Source organism: Bradyrhizobium nanningense (genome assembly GCF_004114535.1).
Taxonomy (GTDB): domain Bacteria; phylum Pseudomonadota; class Alphaproteobacteria; order Rhizobiales; family Xanthobacteraceae; genus Bradyrhizobium; species Bradyrhizobium nanningense.
The window spans coordinates 143,595-157,952 of record NZ_LBJC01000007.1; the positions used below are offsets into that span (position 1 = coordinate 143,595).

Annotated in this window: 12 protein-coding genes; 6 read left to right on the forward strand and 6 right to left on the reverse strand. The window is 65.1% G+C overall.

What is annotated here, in order from left to right; translation table 11 throughout:
- Positions 1–50: 50 nt before the first annotated feature.
- The 3 genes from XH84_RS04605 to XH84_RS04615 are packed head-to-tail and all read right to left on the reverse strand — an operon-like array spanning position 51 to position 2,203.
- On the reverse strand, positions 51–428 hold the full coding sequence (locus XH84_RS04605; RefSeq protein ID WP_128917028.1) for a DUF6285 domain-containing protein: 378 nt from the start codon (positions 426–428) through the stop codon (positions 51–53).
- A gap of 3 nt (positions 429–431) precedes the next feature.
- Positions 432–1,418 carry a phosphotransferase family protein gene (locus XH84_RS04610; protein ID WP_128917027.1) on the reverse strand — a complete coding sequence of 329 codons (987 nt, stop codon included), beginning with the start codon at positions 1,416–1,418 and terminating at the stop codon, positions 432–434.
- Entirely contained in the window at positions 1,415–2,203 is a 789-nt protein-coding gene (locus XH84_RS04615) for an enoyl-CoA hydratase/isomerase (protein ID WP_104462367.1), read from the reverse strand. Before XH84_RS04615 ends, XH84_RS04610 begins: the two co-directional genes overlap by 4 nt.
- 181 nt (positions 2,204–2,384) lie before the next feature.
- Here XH84_RS04615 and XH84_RS04620 point away from each other — a divergent pair, with 181 nt between their 5' ends.
- The 4 genes from XH84_RS04620 to XH84_RS04635 all read left to right on the forward strand — a co-directional run bounded on the left by XH84_RS04620 (position 2,385) and on the right by XH84_RS04635 (position 6,027).
- On the forward strand, positions 2,385–3,164 hold the full coding sequence (locus XH84_RS04620) for an SDR family NAD(P)-dependent oxidoreductase (RefSeq protein WP_128917026.1): 780 nt from the start codon (positions 2,385–2,387) through the stop codon (positions 3,162–3,164).
- A gap of 132 nt (positions 3,165–3,296) precedes the next feature.
- On the forward strand, positions 3,297–3,677 hold the full coding sequence (locus XH84_RS04625; RefSeq protein WP_128917025.1) for a VOC family protein: 381 nt from the start codon (positions 3,297–3,299) through the stop codon (positions 3,675–3,677).
- Between the two features lie 321 nt (positions 3,678–3,998).
- Entirely contained in the window at positions 3,999–5,276 is a 1,278-nt protein-coding gene (locus tag XH84_RS04630) for an acyl-CoA dehydrogenase family protein (RefSeq protein ID WP_128917024.1), read from the forward strand.
- Between the two features lie 133 nt (positions 5,277–5,409).
- Positions 5,410–6,027, forward strand: coding sequence for a flavin reductase family protein (locus XH84_RS04635; RefSeq protein WP_128917023.1), 618 nt, complete (start codon positions 5,410–5,412; stop codon positions 6,025–6,027).
- A gap of 101 nt (positions 6,028–6,128) precedes the next feature.
- On the opposite strand, the gene yghU is transcribed toward XH84_RS04635, so the two are convergent.
- The gene (gene yghU, locus XH84_RS04640) at positions 6,129–7,004 is read right to left on the reverse strand and encodes a glutathione-dependent disulfide-bond oxidoreductase (protein WP_128917022.1); all 876 of its coding nucleotides are present in this window, start codon (positions 7,002–7,004) and stop codon (positions 6,129–6,131) included.
- Between the two features lie 337 nt (positions 7,005–7,341).
- Here yghU and XH84_RS04645 point away from each other — a divergent pair, with 337 nt between their 5' ends.
- Both XH84_RS04645 and XH84_RS04650 read left to right on the forward strand, forming a co-directional pair.
- Positions 7,342–8,475, forward strand: coding sequence for a nitronate monooxygenase (locus XH84_RS04645; RefSeq protein ID WP_128917021.1), 1,134 nt, complete (start codon positions 7,342–7,344; stop codon positions 8,473–8,475).
- A 108-nt stretch (positions 8,476–8,583) separates the two neighbouring features.
- The gene (locus XH84_RS04650) at positions 8,584–10,092 is read left to right on the forward strand and encodes an acetyl-CoA acetyltransferase (protein ID WP_128917020.1); all 1,509 of its coding nucleotides are present in this window, start codon (positions 8,584–8,586) and stop codon (positions 10,090–10,092) included.
- Between the two features lie 76 nt (positions 10,093–10,168).
- Here the strand turns inward: XH84_RS04650 and XH84_RS04655 are convergent, their stop codons facing one another.
- Both XH84_RS04655 and XH84_RS04660 read right to left on the reverse strand, forming a co-directional pair.
- Entirely contained in the window at positions 10,169–12,265 is a 2,097-nt protein-coding gene (locus XH84_RS04655) for a methyl-accepting chemotaxis protein (RefSeq protein WP_245471595.1), read from the reverse strand.
- Positions 12,266–12,556: 291 nt separating this feature from the next.
- Positions 12,557–14,248, reverse strand: a complete 1,692-nt coding sequence (locus XH84_RS04660; protein ID WP_128917019.1) for a methyl-accepting chemotaxis protein — start codon at positions 14,246–14,248, stop codon at positions 12,557–12,559.
- Between the last annotated feature and the right edge of the window lie 110 nt (positions 14,249–14,358).

Sequence of the window (14,358 nt, forward strand, 5' to 3'; positions counted from 1 at the left end):
GGATCGCCCGCTTTCGCGGGCGATGACAGTGAAGAGGAGGCACAACCTCCCTACCCGCCCCGCCCCAGCTCGCGCCTGTACGACGCGTAGTTCGGCTGATCGACGGCGAGCTTGTCCATCGTGGTCGCCCACAAATGCTCGGCGAGGCCTGGGGTTGCGAGATCGACCTCGCCTTTGGCGATGCGCTCGGCGAGTGCGCGGTTCAGCTCCTTGACCGATCCGTCCTCGCCGAGCAGCGCACGCAACCGCTCGACTTCCGCAGCATCGCTCCCCTCCTCCCGCGTCAGCTGCCGCGTCACGAGGTCGAGGATGTTGATGGCAACGCGCAGCTTGAAGGCCTGGTGGCCGGAGATCAGCGGCGTGATGTCGTTGCGGAGGAAATCGGCGACCGATTTGGTCAGCTCGATCGGGGTCGGCTCGTCCTGCATGTATCAGCTCCCGCGCGGCGCCAGCAGCCGCAACAGATCGATCTCGGTTTCGCTGGCGCGGCGGCCGATCATGGCGCGCTCCATGGAATGGTCGGGTCCCTCGCGGAACCGCTGCATCATGCCGCCGCACATGATGCCCCAGCGCAGCGTCCCCATCACTTCCCAGAATTCGACGCGCGCGGGGTCGACCTTGCGGCCGGCAGCTTCATAGCCCGCGAACAATTCCTCGCGTGTGCCAAAACCGCCGACGGGCTTGTCGATCTCGCCGAAACGCCATGAATTCACACAGACCCAGCCGAGATCCTCCATGGGATCGCCGAGATGGGCGAGCTCCCAGTCCAGCACGGCCCGCACACCGTCGGCACCGATGATGAGATTGCCGTTGCGGAAATCGCCGTGCACCAGGGTCGTCTCGGCCGACGGGCCGGGATCGTGATCACGCAGCCAGCGTAGCGCCAGCTCGAACACGGGCTTGGGCCAGTTCAGGCTGCGATAGTCGCGTTCGAACTCGGAGATCTCCTGGCTCGCGCCGCGGCTGCGCAACTCGGGCAGCTTGTCCTTTGGCAGTCGATGCAGGCCAGCGAGAATGCCGCCGATCTGGCGCGCGAGATGCGGCCGCGCCGCCGCATATTCGTCATCGCGAAGAATCTTGCGCGCGATGGTCTCACCCTCGACCCTTTGCATGATGAAGCCGGTGCCGAGGTCGTCCTCCGGCACGAGCACGTGCATCACGCGCGGCGATGGCAGGCCGGCCTCGAAGGCGAGTTGCATCAGCTGCGCCTCGGCGGCAAGGCCGGCCGCGCGCGTCGGCGCCGCGCCATAGCCCTTCGGCGAGCGCCGCAGGATCGCGCCGATAGGCCCATCGGGATGGGTAATGTCGAAACGCCAGGTTTCCTGACTGGCGCCGCCCGACAATTTGGCCGCGCCGGTGACGCCGGTCGCGCCCTTGCACCAGCGCTGGACGCTGCGTGAAAGCTCGGCCTCGATCATTTGCCTTTGAACTGCGCGGGGCGCTTTTCCAGGAACGCGCCGACGCCCTCGCGGAAATCCTGGGTGTCGCCGGCGCGGAGCTGGCACTGGAATTCGAGGTTGAGCTGATCCTCGAAGGAATTCTCGGGGCTGTCCCAATAGAGCTTGCGGATCAGGGACAGCGCGACCGTCGGGCCGCTGGCGAGGTCGCGCGCGAGCTTCATCGCCTCCTCCATCAGCACGCCGTCGTCATAGACGCGGTTGACGAGGCCCCATTCCAGCGCCTTCTCGGCCGGCAGCCGCTCACCCATCAACGACAATTCGATCGAACGCGCTCGGCCGACGAGGCGCGGCAGCAGCCAGGTCGAGCCGCAATCCGGCACGAGGCCGATACGCCTGAAGGCCTGAAGGAAGTAGGAGGAGCGCGCGCACAAAATCATGTCGCCGAGCAGCGCGAAGCTCATGCCGGCGCCGGCCGCCGGGCCGTTGACCGCCGTGACGATCGGGCAGTGCAGATTGCGGATACGGCGCAGGAAAGGATGAAAGCCGGTCTCCAGCGTCAACCCGGCCTTGGTCTTCTTCGACTGGTTGTTGCGCCCTTGCAGATTCGCGCCCGTGCAGAAGGCCCGGCCCGCGCCGGTCAGCACCACACAGCGCACCTCGTCCTTCTTCTCCTCGATCGTATCGAGCGCCTCAGCGAGGCCGCCCAGCATGTCCACGGAGACCGCGTTCATCACCTCCTGATGGTCGAGCCTGAGAATTGCGACTGAGCCATCGAAATCGAGCGTGACGTGTTTGAACTGCATGGTGTCCTCGTCAGTTGCGGCCTTAAGTCAGTTTCGCAGACCGGAATTTCGTTTTACCGGGGCGCATATTTGATTTTTGGCGCGGGCTTGTCCATGGTGATCAGAGCATAGCAAGCAATCTTGCGCGCAGCGGCTGATGGGCCGCGTGTGAAGAAGCCTTGCCAAGAACAGGAAACGCCCCATGAACATTTTCGACCTCACCGGCCGCGTCGCCGTGATCACCGGCGGCAATGGCGGCATTGGCCTCGGCATTGCGCAGGCGCTGGCCGGCCAGGGCTGCAACGTCTCGATCTGGGGTCGCAATCCCGACAAGAACAAGGCTGCTGCCGCGAGCATGGCCGGGCTATCAGGCAAGGTCGACACTCGCGTCTGCGACGTCACCGATCCGGCCTCGGTCAATGCCGCGATGAAGGCGACGCTCGACATGTTTGGTCGGGTCGACGGCTGCTTCGCCAACGCCGGTATCGGCGGCGGCGGCCGGCGCTCGTTCATCGAGCGCACCGAGGAAGAATGGCGCACGATGTTCGCGACCAATCTCGACGGCGTGTTCCACGCCTTCCAGGCCGCGGCCAAGCACATGACCGAGCGCGCCAATGCCGGTGATCCCTTCGGCCGGCTGGTTGCGACCTCGAGCCTCGCCTCGATCTTCGGCACCGCGCGCAACGAGCATTATGCCGCGACCAAGGCCGCGATCAACGCGCTGGTGCGCGCGCTCGGCGTCGAGCTGGCGCGGCACGGCGTCACCGCGAACGCGATCCTGCCCGGCTGGATCAAGAGCGACATGACCGCAGGCATCATGGCCAACGACAAATTCGTCGCCAACGTGATGCCGCGGATTCCGCAGCGACGCTTCGGCGAGGCATCCGATTTCGGCGGCATCGCGGTGTACCTGATGAGCAAGGCGTCGTCCTATCACACCGCGGACACGTTCGTGATCGACGGCGGCTATACGGCGTTTTGATCTCTTGCAGGGTGGGCAAAGGCGCCCTTGCGCCGCGCCCACCATAAGCATTTTTCGAATGTCGTGGTGGGCACGCTGCGCTTTGCCCACCCTACGGCTTCTCGTTTTGTCAGCGCAGAAGGGAATGGGCAAATGTTCTCGCACATCATGATCGGCACCAACGATCTCGACAAAGCCAAGACGTTTTATGACAATTTGCTGAGCACGCTCGAGGTCCGGCCGGCCAGGGTCGACGGCCACCGCATCTTCTACATCACCAAGACCGGCGTGTTTTCGGTGTCGAAGCCGATCAACGGCGAACCGGCGACCTGCGCGAATGGCGGCACGATCGGGTTCGCCGCCAATTCCCCGGAGCAGGTCGACAAATGGCACGCGGCGGGTGTCGCGGCCGGCGGGAAGCCGATCGAGGATCCGCCCGGCATTCGCCAGGGCCCCGGCGGCAAGCTCTATCTCGCATATTTGCGCGATCTCGACGGCAACAAGATCTGCGCGATGCATCGGCTGCCGAACTAACGTAGCCTCGGACCCGGTGTCGTCCCCGCGAACGCGGGGACCCATAACCACAGAGTGTGGTTGTGGGGCGAGCTGGCAACTTCGAGTCGTCGTCGAACTTCTTCCCGTGGTTATGGGTCCCGGATCTGCGCTCCGCTTCGCTGCGCTTGTCCGGGACGACACTGGGGGGAGTTCTCCCAGCCCCATTCAAACAACATTTCAAACGTCTTCGCGATATTCCATCGCATGGCACGGCTTCGCGCGAAAAAATGCGCGCTCGCACTTTGCCCGCACTGGCACTATTCTGCCGCCAGAACGATCTCAGCGTCCCCGGGAGGAACAATGACAAAACACAGCTACATTCCCCGCACCACCAATTACACCCTCAATCCCGGCGACGAGCTCAACGATCTCAGAATGTCGGAGCAGGTCCGGCCGCTCTACGATCATGTCAAGAAATTCATCCGCGACACCGTCGAGCCGATGTCGATCGAGTTCGCCAAAGCCGGCGAGGCCAAGGAAGATCGCTGGAGCTTCACGCCGAAGCAGCTCGAAGTCCTGGAGAAGGCCAAGAACAAGGCCAAGCAGGAAGGCCTCTGGAACTTCTTCCTGCCCGACGACGAGACCGGCCAGGGCCTGAAGAATCTCGACTACGCCTATATCGCGGCCGAGCTCGGCAAGAGCCCGCTGGCCTCCGAGACCATGAACTGCTCGGCGCCCGACACCGGCAACATGGAGGTGCTGGAGCGCGTCGGCACCAAGGAGCAGAAGGAGAAGTGGCTGAAGCCGCTACTCAACGGCGAAATCCGCTCGGCCTATGTCATGACCGAGCCGAACGTCGCCTCCTCCGACGCCAAGAACATTTCGACCACCGCAAAGCTGGTCGGCGACGAATGGGTCATCAACGGCGAGAAATATTACATCTCGGGTCTCGGCGATCCCCGCTGCAAGATCCTGATCGTGATGGTGAAGACCAATCCGGATGCCGCGCCGAGCAAGCAGCAGTCGCAGATCCTGGTGCCGCGCGACACGCCCGGCGTCGAGGTGCTCGGGCCCATGTATGTGTTCGGTCAGGACCACGCTCCGCGCGGCCACATGCATATGCGCTTCAACAATGTGCGGGTGCCGAAGGAGAACATGCTGCTCGGCGAAGGCCGCGGCTTCGAGATCTCGCAGCTCCGTCTCGGCCCGGGCCGCATCCATCACTGCATGCGTACCATCGGCAAGGCCGAGAAGGCGCTCGATTTGATGGTGCAGCGGGGCCTTACCCGTGAGGCCTTCGGCAAGAAGATCGCCCATCTCGGCGGCAACATGCAGATCATCGCGCAGGCGCGCTGCGAGATCGAGGCGATGCGGCTGATGGTGCTGAAGGCCGCCAAGGCGATGGACGTGCTCGGCAACAAGGAGGCCCGCGTCTGGGTCTCCATGGTCAAGGCCATGGTGCCGGAGCGCGCCTGCAAGATCATCGACCAGGCGATCCAAATGCACGGCGCCACCGGCATCTCGCACTGGACCCCGCTCGCCGAGATGTACCAGGACGTCCGCCATCTGCGCTTTGCCGACGGTCCGGACGAGGTGCACTGGATGGTGGTGGGACGGCACGAGCTGAGCATGGCGTGATCGACGAGATGCCGTAGGGTGGGCAAAGGCGCGCTCTTCGCGCGCCGTGCCCACCATAACGGCCAACGCGAGAGGTGGTGGGCACGCTTCGCTTTGCCCACCCTACGAAGCTCTCCCCTCCCTCGGAGCTACCATGGACTACGCCGCCAGCGACCTGACGCCACGCGAGCGCTACAAGGTGCTGACCTCCTTCATCCTGCCGCGACCGATCGCCTGGGTGACCTCGCTCGGGCCGACGGGCGTGGTCAACGCGGCGCCATTCAGCTTCTTCAACGCCTTCTGCGAGGATCCGCCGCTCTGCATGTTCGCGGCCAATCGCAAGCCAAACGGACAGGACAAGGACACCTTCCTCAACATCCAGCGCACCGGCGAATTCGTGGTCAACCTTGCCGACGAGCCGCTGGCGCGGGCGATGCACGCGAGCAGCGGCGACTTTCCGCCCGAGATCGGCGAGCCTGATTATCTCGGGCTGAAGCTTGCGCCCTCGACTGAGATCGCGGTGCCGCGGCTCGCCGACACGCCCTGGGCGATGGAATGCAAGCTCTGGAAGCTGATCGACGTCAACGACGATCGCCGGCTGATCATGGGCGAAGGCATCCACTTCCACATTCGCGACGAGCTCTGGGACGACGAGACGATGCGGGTGCATATGGACCGCTACCACCCGATCGGCCGCATGTTCGCCGACCGCTACTGCCGCACCGATGACCGCGTGGTGTTTCCGGCGGCCGAGGGGGCGACGAAATCCTAGGGCGGATTAGCGAAGCGTAATCCGCCGAATGTATGGACAAATGGTGGATTACGCCAGCGGACTGCGCATCGCGCAGCCCACTAGCCAGTCCACCCTACGCGCTACGTCACGACCTCGATCTTGTCCTGCGTCTTGGTCTCGAAATCGCTGGCGTCGTGGCGCTCGTGGAGCTGGCTGGCGGGATCGCCGGAGACGCGGTTGACCATGCGGCCGCGCTTCACGGCGGGGCGCTGCGCGATCTGGTCGGTCCAGCGCTGCACGTTCTTGTAGTCCTGCACCGACAGGAATTCGCCGGCGCCATAGACCAGCCCCTTGGCGAGCGCGCCGTACCAGGGCCACACCGCCATGTCAGCGATCGTATAATCCTTGCCGGCGAGATATTCGTTGTCGGCAAGGCGCCGGTCGAGCACGTCGAGCTGGCGCTTGGTCTCCATTGCAAAGCGATCGATGGCGTACTCGATCTTGAACGGGGCGTAGGCGTAAAAATGGCCGAAGCCGCCGCCGAGATAGGGCGCGCTGCCCATCTGCCAGAACAGCCATGACATCGCCTCGGTGCGGGTCTTGACGTCCTTCGGCAGGAAGGCACCGAACTTCTCGGCGAGATAGAACAGGATCGAGCCGGATTCGAACACTCGGATCGGCTCCGGGCCCGAGCGGTCCATCAGCGCTGGGATTTTCGAGTTTGGGTTGATGTCGACAAAGCCGCTGCCGAACTGGTCGCCGTTGCCGATCCTGATCAGCCAGGCATCGTATTCGGCGCCCTTGTGGCCGAGCGCCAGCAACTCCTCCAGCATCACCGTGACCTTCACCCCGTTGGGGGTCGCCAGCGAATAGAGCTGGAGCGGGTGCTTGCCGACGGGCAGCTCCTTGTCGTGGGTGGGGCCGGCGATCGGGCGGTTGATGCTGGCGAACTGCCCGCCATTCTCCTTGTTCCAGGTCCAGACTTTGGGCGGCACGTAGGCGGGGGTGTCGGTCATGCGGGGGGCTCCGGCGGAAAGATGCGTCTGCATTAATTAGCCCGGGAACGGCCGATGACAAGGGCGCCGCAACGCATTTTTGGGCGGGGCAACTTCACGTTTTGTCGTGGCGGGCTCCCCTGCGGTCAGTCGGGGGGCATCGGGCCGCCAGGAATGCTCAGAGAAATGGATTCCGGGCTCTCGCTGACGCGAGCCCCGGAATGACGGCGGCGCCGTAGGCACTAGGAAGAGCGCGACGCCTACACACAAGATGCCTTGCCGAATCCGGCATGTCATCGATCGTCTCGCGTCGCCAGTTAAAGCAACGAGAACGCGAAGGCCGCCGGGAGAGAGCACCATGAAATCGCCGATCTGCGACATGCTGGGAATCGAGTTCCCGCTGCTGGCCTTCAGCCATTGCCGGGATGTCGTCGCCGCCGTCAGCCGCGCCGGCGGCTTCGGCGTGCTGGGTGCGACCGTGCACACGCCAGATACGCTCGAACGCGAGCTGAAATGGATCGACGATCACGTCGACGGCAAGCCCTACGGCATCGACGTGCTGATCCCCGAGAACATCTCGACGGCGGGCGAGAAGGACGTCACCTGGAAGAGCCTCGAAGCGCGGGTGCCGCAGCAGCACCGCACCTACACGCGCGACCTCCTGAAGAAATACGACATCGAGCTGACGACTACGGAGGTTCCAGCCAATCAGCCGCAGCCGTTCGACGGAAAAACCGCGCTGCAGCTGCTCGAGGTCTCCTTCAATCATCCGATTCGCCTGATCGCCAACGCGCTCGGCGTGCCGCCCAAGGCGATGATCGAGATGGGCAAGAAGCACGGCGTGCCGGTCGCGGCGCTCGTCGGCGCCAAGGAGCACGCGCTGCGCCAGGTCGCGGCCGGCGTCGACATCCTCGTGGTGCAAGGCACCGAAGCCGGCGGCCATTGCGGCGAGGTCTCGACCATGGTGCTGGTGCCCGAGGTGATCAAGGCGATCAAAAAGGTCCGCGACGTGCCGGTGCTGGCGGCCGGCGGCATCATGACGGGCCGGCAGATGGCGGCCTGCATGGCGATGGGCGCGGCCGGGGCCTGGACCGGCTCGGTGTGGCTCGCCACCGTCGAGTCCGAGACCAGCGAGATCTTCCGCGAGAAGATGATCGCGGCCTCTTCGCGCGACGCGGTGCGCTCCAAGGGCCGCACCGGCAAGCCGGCGCGGCAGCTCCGCTCGGTCTGGACCGATGCCTGGGACCGCGCGCCGGACAGCCCGGGCGCACTGCCGATGCCGCTGCAAAGCATCATCAGCCGCGATGCCTTCAACTCGATCGACCGCGCCGCCGCTGGCGGCAACGCCAAGGCGCGCGATCTCGTCAGCTACTTCGTCGGTCAGGGCGTCGGCCTGATCGACAGCGTAAAGTCCGCCGGCGCCGTGGTGCAGGAGTTCAAGGAAGAGTTCGCCGAAGCCGTCGAGCACATGAACGCGCTGGTGGCGGAGTGACGGTATAGACCCTCGTGGTGAGGAGGCGCGCACGCGCCGTCTCGAACCACGAGAGCCCGCGGCCCATCCTTCGATGGTCTGAGATATCTGAGAGAAGAAGCAAGAACAATGACGACTGTTTCCCCTGACCGCATCCCCGTCATCGTCGGCGTCGGCGAGATCGTCGACCGCCCGAAGGAGATTGCCGAAGGCCTCGAACCACTGGATCTGCTCGAACAGGCGCTGCGACGCGCCGAGCAAGATGCCGGCGCAAAGCTGCTCGGCGAGGTGCAGTCGCTCGATGTCGTCAACTTCCTGAGCTGGCGCTATCGCGATCCGGAGCAGCTTCTGGCGCAACGCCTCGGCATCACGCCCGCACATTGCTATTACGGTCCGGTCGGCGGCGAGAGCCCGATCCGCTACATCCACGAAGCCGCCAAGCGCATCGCGCGCGGTGAGTGCACCGTGGCAGCAATCTGCGGCGCCGAGGCGCAGTCAACCGCGACCAAGGCGGAGCGCGCCGGCGCAAAACTGCCATGGACGCCGTTCGCCCATGACGTCGAGGAGCCCAAGCGCGGCGCGGCGTTCCAGAAGCCGCTGGCGGTGAAGCTCGGCGTGTTCCGCCCCGTCACGGTCTATCCGTTCTACGAGGCGGCTTCCTCCGCGCATTGGGGCCAGACGCCGCGCGAAGCGATGGCGGAATCCGGCACGCTATGGTCGCGCTATTCGGAAGCCGCCGCGCAAAATCCCAATGCCTGGCTGAAGCGGCGCTATGCGCGGGAGGAGATCACGACGCCGACGGCGGACAATCGCCTGATCGCGTGGCCCTACAACAAGCTCATGGTCGCCAATCCCAGCGTCAACATGGGCGGCGCCCTGCTGCTGACCAGCCTTGCCAAGGCCCGTGCGGCCGGGATTCCCGAAGAGAAGCTGGTCTATCCGCTCGGCGGCGCCTCGGCGGAAGAGCCGCGCGACTATCTGTTGCGCGACCAGTTCTATGAGAGCCATCCGCAGAACGCCGTGCTCAGGAACGTGATGGAGCTCGCCGGCGGCGACGGCCAAGAGTTCGACGCGATCGAGCTCTACAGCTGCTTCCCCTGCGTGCCCAAGATGGCGCGGCGGACGCTAGGTCTGGGTGACGACGTGCAGCCGACAGTGACCGGCGGCCTCACCTTCTTCGGCGCACCGCTCAACACCTACATGACGCACGCGGCCTGCGCGATGGTGCGGCGCGTGCGCGACGGCGCCAGGATCGGCCTGCTCTATGGCCAGGGCGGCTTCGTCACCAAGCATCACGCGCTGGTGGTCTCGAAGACGCCGCCGCTCGCGGCGCTGACGCAGGAAACCAGCGTGCAAGGCGAGGCCGACCGCAACAAGGGCGCGGTGCCGGAGTTCGTCACCGAGGCCTCAGGCAAAGGCAAGGTCGAGAGCTTTACGGTGCTCTACGGCCGCGGCGGCGAGGTCGAGCACGGCGTCGTGATGCTGCGCACCGCGGATGACTGCCGCACGCTGGCGCGGATTCCGGCGAGCGATAGCGCGACGCTGGCGCATCTGCTCGAGATGGAGCGGACGCCAGTGGGATCGCTCGGCGAGATCGCGATGGCCGCGGACGCGGTGCCGGAGTGGCGGGTGGCGTAGCTCTCGTGTCCCGGACGCGGTGCGGCATGCAATGCCGCCCTGCGTCCCGGGGGCACGAGATCTCAGCCCCCGCGCCTCAGGCGGCGCGGACCGAGTCCAGGAACTTGCCGACCTCGAGCTTGAGGCGATTGGAGTCGCGCGACAGCATCTGCGCGGCCGACAGCACCTGAGACGAGGCCGAACCGGTCTCGGTGGCGCCGTGCTCGACATTGCCGATATTGGCCGACACCTGCTGCGTTCCCTGGGCCGCCTTCTGAACGTTACGCGCGATCTCCTGAGTGGCTGCCCCCTGCTCTTCGACGGCCGCCGCGATGGCCGAGGCGATCTCCGACAGGCGCCCGATCGAGCCGCCGATTTCCCGGATCGCACCGACGGAGTCCTGGGTGGCCGCCTGAATGCCGGTGATCTGCTGGGAGATCTCTCCGGTGGCCTTCGCCGTCTGTTCGGCGAGTGCCTTCACCTCGGAAGCGACCACGGCAAAGCCACGGCCGGCGTCGCCCGCGCGCGCGGCCTCGATCGTGGCGTTGAGAGCCAGGAGATTGGTCTGTCCGGCGATCTGGTCGATCAGCTCGATGACGTCGCCAATTCTGGCGGCCGCTCTCGACAATTCGCCGATCCTCTCGTTGGTTCGTCCCGCTTGGCCGACGGCCTCGCTCGCCATCTGGGCCTGGTCCTGCACGCGCCGGCTGATCTCGTTGACGGAGGACGATAGCTGCTCCGTCGCCGACGCGACCGATTGCACGTTGGACGACGCTTCGTCCGACGCCGCCGCGACCACGACCGCCAATTGCTGTGCGCGCTCGGCAGTCGTATTCAACGTCCCGGCCGAGGCTTCGAGCTCGGTCGACGCAGAGGATACCGTCTCGACGATCTCGCCGATGGCCGTCTCAAATGCGCCGGCGAGCCTGTGCATGTCGGCCTTTCGCTGCTCGGCCGCAATCTGATCCTGCCTGATCTTCGCCTCGGCCTCCATGCGCGCCTTCTCTTCGGCCTTGACCTTGAAGACCTCGACCGCGTGCGCCATGTCGCCGATTTCGTCCTTACGGCCGAGGCCGGGCAGGACGACGGAGAAATTGCCGGCGGCAAGTTCGCCCATCGCGCTCGTCAGGGCAGACAGCGGGCGCAAGATCCGCGAGAATGCGATCCAGAAGCTGAGCAGTGCGAGAACGACGCTCGCAAGGAGAATGCCGCCGCTGACGACCAGATTTGACGTGCTTCTTGCGGCCAGCCCCGCTGCCTCCCGATCCGCATCCGCTGCGATGGCCTGACCGAGCTGCAGGATCGCGTTGATGGCGCTCGTCGCACGCGCCACATAGTCGTTGCCTGACATCTTGTATTCGCCCGTCTTGCCGTCGCCGATGACATCTGCACGCAGCGAACCGTAAGTGCGGAAGTATTTCTCCTCCACGTCCTTGATCGCCTGGCCAAGACCCGCCGAAATATCGGCGCGGTGGGCCACAGGTGAGATGGTCTCCCAGGCGAGCTCGACATGACCGCGGAATCCGGACACCACACCGATGCCGTCCGCGGTGAGTTTCGCATGGGCGCTGATCAAGCCCGCAAGGAAGGCTCGCTCGCGACCGGCATTCTCAGCCATCTCCGCGGTGAGATTGCGAAGCCCTACAAGCCGCGTCATTGCCGCCGATGGCGTATCCGTCAACGTCTCCAAAGTCAGTCGCAGCCGGTTGGCGGCGATCTCGATGAGTTCGGTCAGGGCCGGAACGACTGCATTGACGATTGCAGGATCGCGCTCAGCCTTCGGCTTGACCAGATCCGCGTCCACCTTGCGGCGGAGGCTCTCGAACCCCTGAAGCGCGCGCTCAGCCTCCGCAATGTTGGTATCGATGGATTTCAGGGCGGGCTGGCTGCGCAGGCGCTGCGCGGCATCGCGGAACGCCCGCCCCGAAGCTGCACGGAGTCCGTCAATTTCGGCGCGGCGGTCTGCAGCGACGGGCTCGGGCGCGTTCAGCGCCGCGTTGGTCATGCCCCGCTCCAGAGCCCATTGTCCGGCGCTCAGCAGCAGTTGCTGCGATATCCCGTTGAGCTCGACGAAGGCGTGCGCCTCCTCTCGGTCGTGATAGGCCCCAAAGGCCGTGTAACCGGTGGCGGCCACCCCCATTAGGGCGAGGGCCGAGACAATCAGAGGCAGGATCGTTCCAATTCGCAAGTGCACGGCTCGCTTCCTCTCGTGAGCACTGTCCCAGAAAAAGAGCAGTTCCACGGAAGCAATACCCGGCTCCGGCAACGCGAGGTTGTCTCACATCAAAGATCATCGCGAACCTCGCCTCTGCACGCGGCTCATCGACTTTATGATTATCGAATCGTTGCCGCCATGTGCGGAGCAAGCCGCAGGGATCGCTTCGATCAGGCGAAGCCGCGTCCGGCCTTGCCGGGCGCTTGCCTAAAAGCAAAGAGCGGCGCCGGTGGCGCCGCTCTCGCGTAGTCGAATACCTGTTGGAGAAAGTCAGGCCGCGCGGACGTCGGTCAGGAACTTGCTGACTTCGTTCTTCAACCGGCCCGAGTCGTTCGACAGCATTTGCGCCGCCGACAGCACTTGCGACGAAGCCGTGCCGGTCTCGGTCGCGCCGCGCTGCACGTCGGTGATGTTGGAGGAGACCTGCTGGGTGCCCTGCGCCGCCTGCTGCACGTTGCGGGCGATCTCCTGCGTCGCCGCGCCCTGCTCCTCCACCGCGGCCGCGATCGCCGAGGAGATCTCCGAGAGACGCTCGATGGTCGAGGAGATCTCCTTGATGGCGCCGACCGAATCGTTGGTCGCCGCCTGGATGCCGGAGATCTGCTGGCCGATCTCGCCGGTCGCCTTCGCGGTCTGTTCGGCGAGCGCCTTCACTTCGGAGGCCACCACCGCGAAGCCCCGGCCGGCCTCACCGGCACGTGCGGCTTCGATGGTTGCGTTCAGCGCCAGCAGATTGGTCTGGCCGGCGATGGTGTTGATCAGCTCGACGACGTCGCCGATGCGGGCGGCGGCCTTGGACAGCTCGCTGACGCGCTCGGTGGTGGCGCGTGCCTGGCCGACGGCATCGCCCGCCATCCGCGCCGATTCCTGCACCTGACGGCTGATCTCGCCGACCGACGAGGCCATCTCCTCGGTCGCCGAGGCCACCGACTGCACGTTGGTCGAGGCTTCTTCCGAAGCTCCAGCCACGGTGGTCGCCAGTCTCTGGGAGCGGTCGGCAGTCGACGTCAGCGTCGAGGCGGAGGCCTCCAGCTGGGTCGAAGCCGACGACACGGTCTGGACGATCTCGCCGATCATGGTTTCGAATTCGCGGGTGATGTTGTCGACGCGGCGGCCGCGCTCGATCTTGGCTTCAGCATCGGCCGCCGCAGCCTCGTCCGCGGCCTTCTTGGCGATCAGCGCCTCCTTGAAGATCTGGAGCACATCGGCCATGGCGCCGATCTCCGTCTTCTCGCCGCGATGCGGAACTTCGGCCGTCAGATCCCCCCGGCCCAGCGCCTGCATCGGCTCGGTGATGGAATTGATGCCGCTGGAGACGTCGCGGACGAGATAGAAGCTGAGACCAATGCCGATCAGGACGGCGGCGCCGAGAATGACCGAAACCAGCATGAAGGCGTAGGCGTAGCTGTCGGCGGCATCCTGAGCGGCCTGTTCGCCGCCCTTGGTGTTGAGCTCGATGTCCTTGTTCAGGACCTCATCCGCCTGAAGGCCGATCTTGTTGACGGTCTTGGAGTTCAGCTCCTGCGACTCGCGCGGGATCTTGCCAGCCTCCTTGCGCGACAAGGCCATCACGTCCTCGGTGCCCTTCTTGTAATCGTCCCAGAGCCTGGACCACTGGCTGTAGAGCGCGCGCTCTTCCGGCGAGCTGATCATGGCCTCATACTTGCTGCGCGTCTTGGCGAGCGCTTCGGTCACCATGACAGCGGTCTTCTCCGTCGCGAGCTTGTCTTCCAGAGCTTCCGCCAGCATGTGCTGGCGCACCACGTTCCGATACGTGATGACTGCGGCGCGCAGATCGCCGATCACCTTGACGCTGGGCATCCAGTTCGTCGTGATGTCGACGGTGTTGGCATTCATCGACCGCATCTTCGAGACGGCGAGCAGGCCCATGCCGGTCATCGCGACCAGCAGGAACGCCACGACACTTATGATCTTGGCGCGGATGGAAAGCTTGGCAAACATAATCGGGTCTCGTTGTGCTGGCGCGGGCGCGCGTCGGAAGCTCTAAGAATCAACCAAAGCGGAACAGCGCCGACATCAGACAGCAGACCGTCTGCGAAAGATGTTAACTA

Coding starts and splice junctions, on each gene's coding strand:
- XH84_RS04605 (WP_128917028.1), bottom strand. CDS start 428: ATGCAGGACGAGCCGACCCCGATCGAGCTGACCAAATCGGTCGCCGAT.
- XH84_RS04610 (WP_128917027.1), bottom strand. CDS start 1,418: ATGATCGAGGCCGAGCTTTCACGCAGCGTCCAGCGCTGGTGCAAGGGC.
- XH84_RS04615 (WP_104462367.1), bottom strand. CDS start 2,203: ATGCAGTTCAAACACGTCACGCTCGATTTCGATGGCTCAGTCGCAATT.
- XH84_RS04620 (WP_128917026.1), top strand. CDS start 2,385: ATGAACATTTTCGACCTCACCGGCCGCGTCGCCGTGATCACCGGCGGC.
- XH84_RS04625 (WP_128917025.1), top strand. CDS start 3,297: ATGTTCTCGCACATCATGATCGGCACCAACGATCTCGACAAAGCCAAG.
- XH84_RS04630 (WP_128917024.1), top strand. CDS start 3,999: ATGACAAAACACAGCTACATTCCCCGCACCACCAATTACACCCTCAAT.
- XH84_RS04635 (WP_128917023.1), top strand. CDS start 5,410: ATGGACTACGCCGCCAGCGACCTGACGCCACGCGAGCGCTACAAGGTG.
- yghU (WP_128917022.1), bottom strand. CDS start 7,004: ATGACCGACACCCCCGCCTACGTGCCGCCCAAAGTCTGGACCTGGAAC.
- XH84_RS04645 (WP_128917021.1), top strand. CDS start 7,342: ATGAAATCGCCGATCTGCGACATGCTGGGAATCGAGTTCCCGCTGCTG.
- XH84_RS04650 (WP_128917020.1), top strand. CDS start 8,584: ATGACGACTGTTTCCCCTGACCGCATCCCCGTCATCGTCGGCGTCGGC.
- XH84_RS04660 (WP_128917019.1), bottom strand. CDS start 14,248: ATGTTTGCCAAGCTTTCCATCCGCGCCAAGATCATAAGTGTCGTGGCG.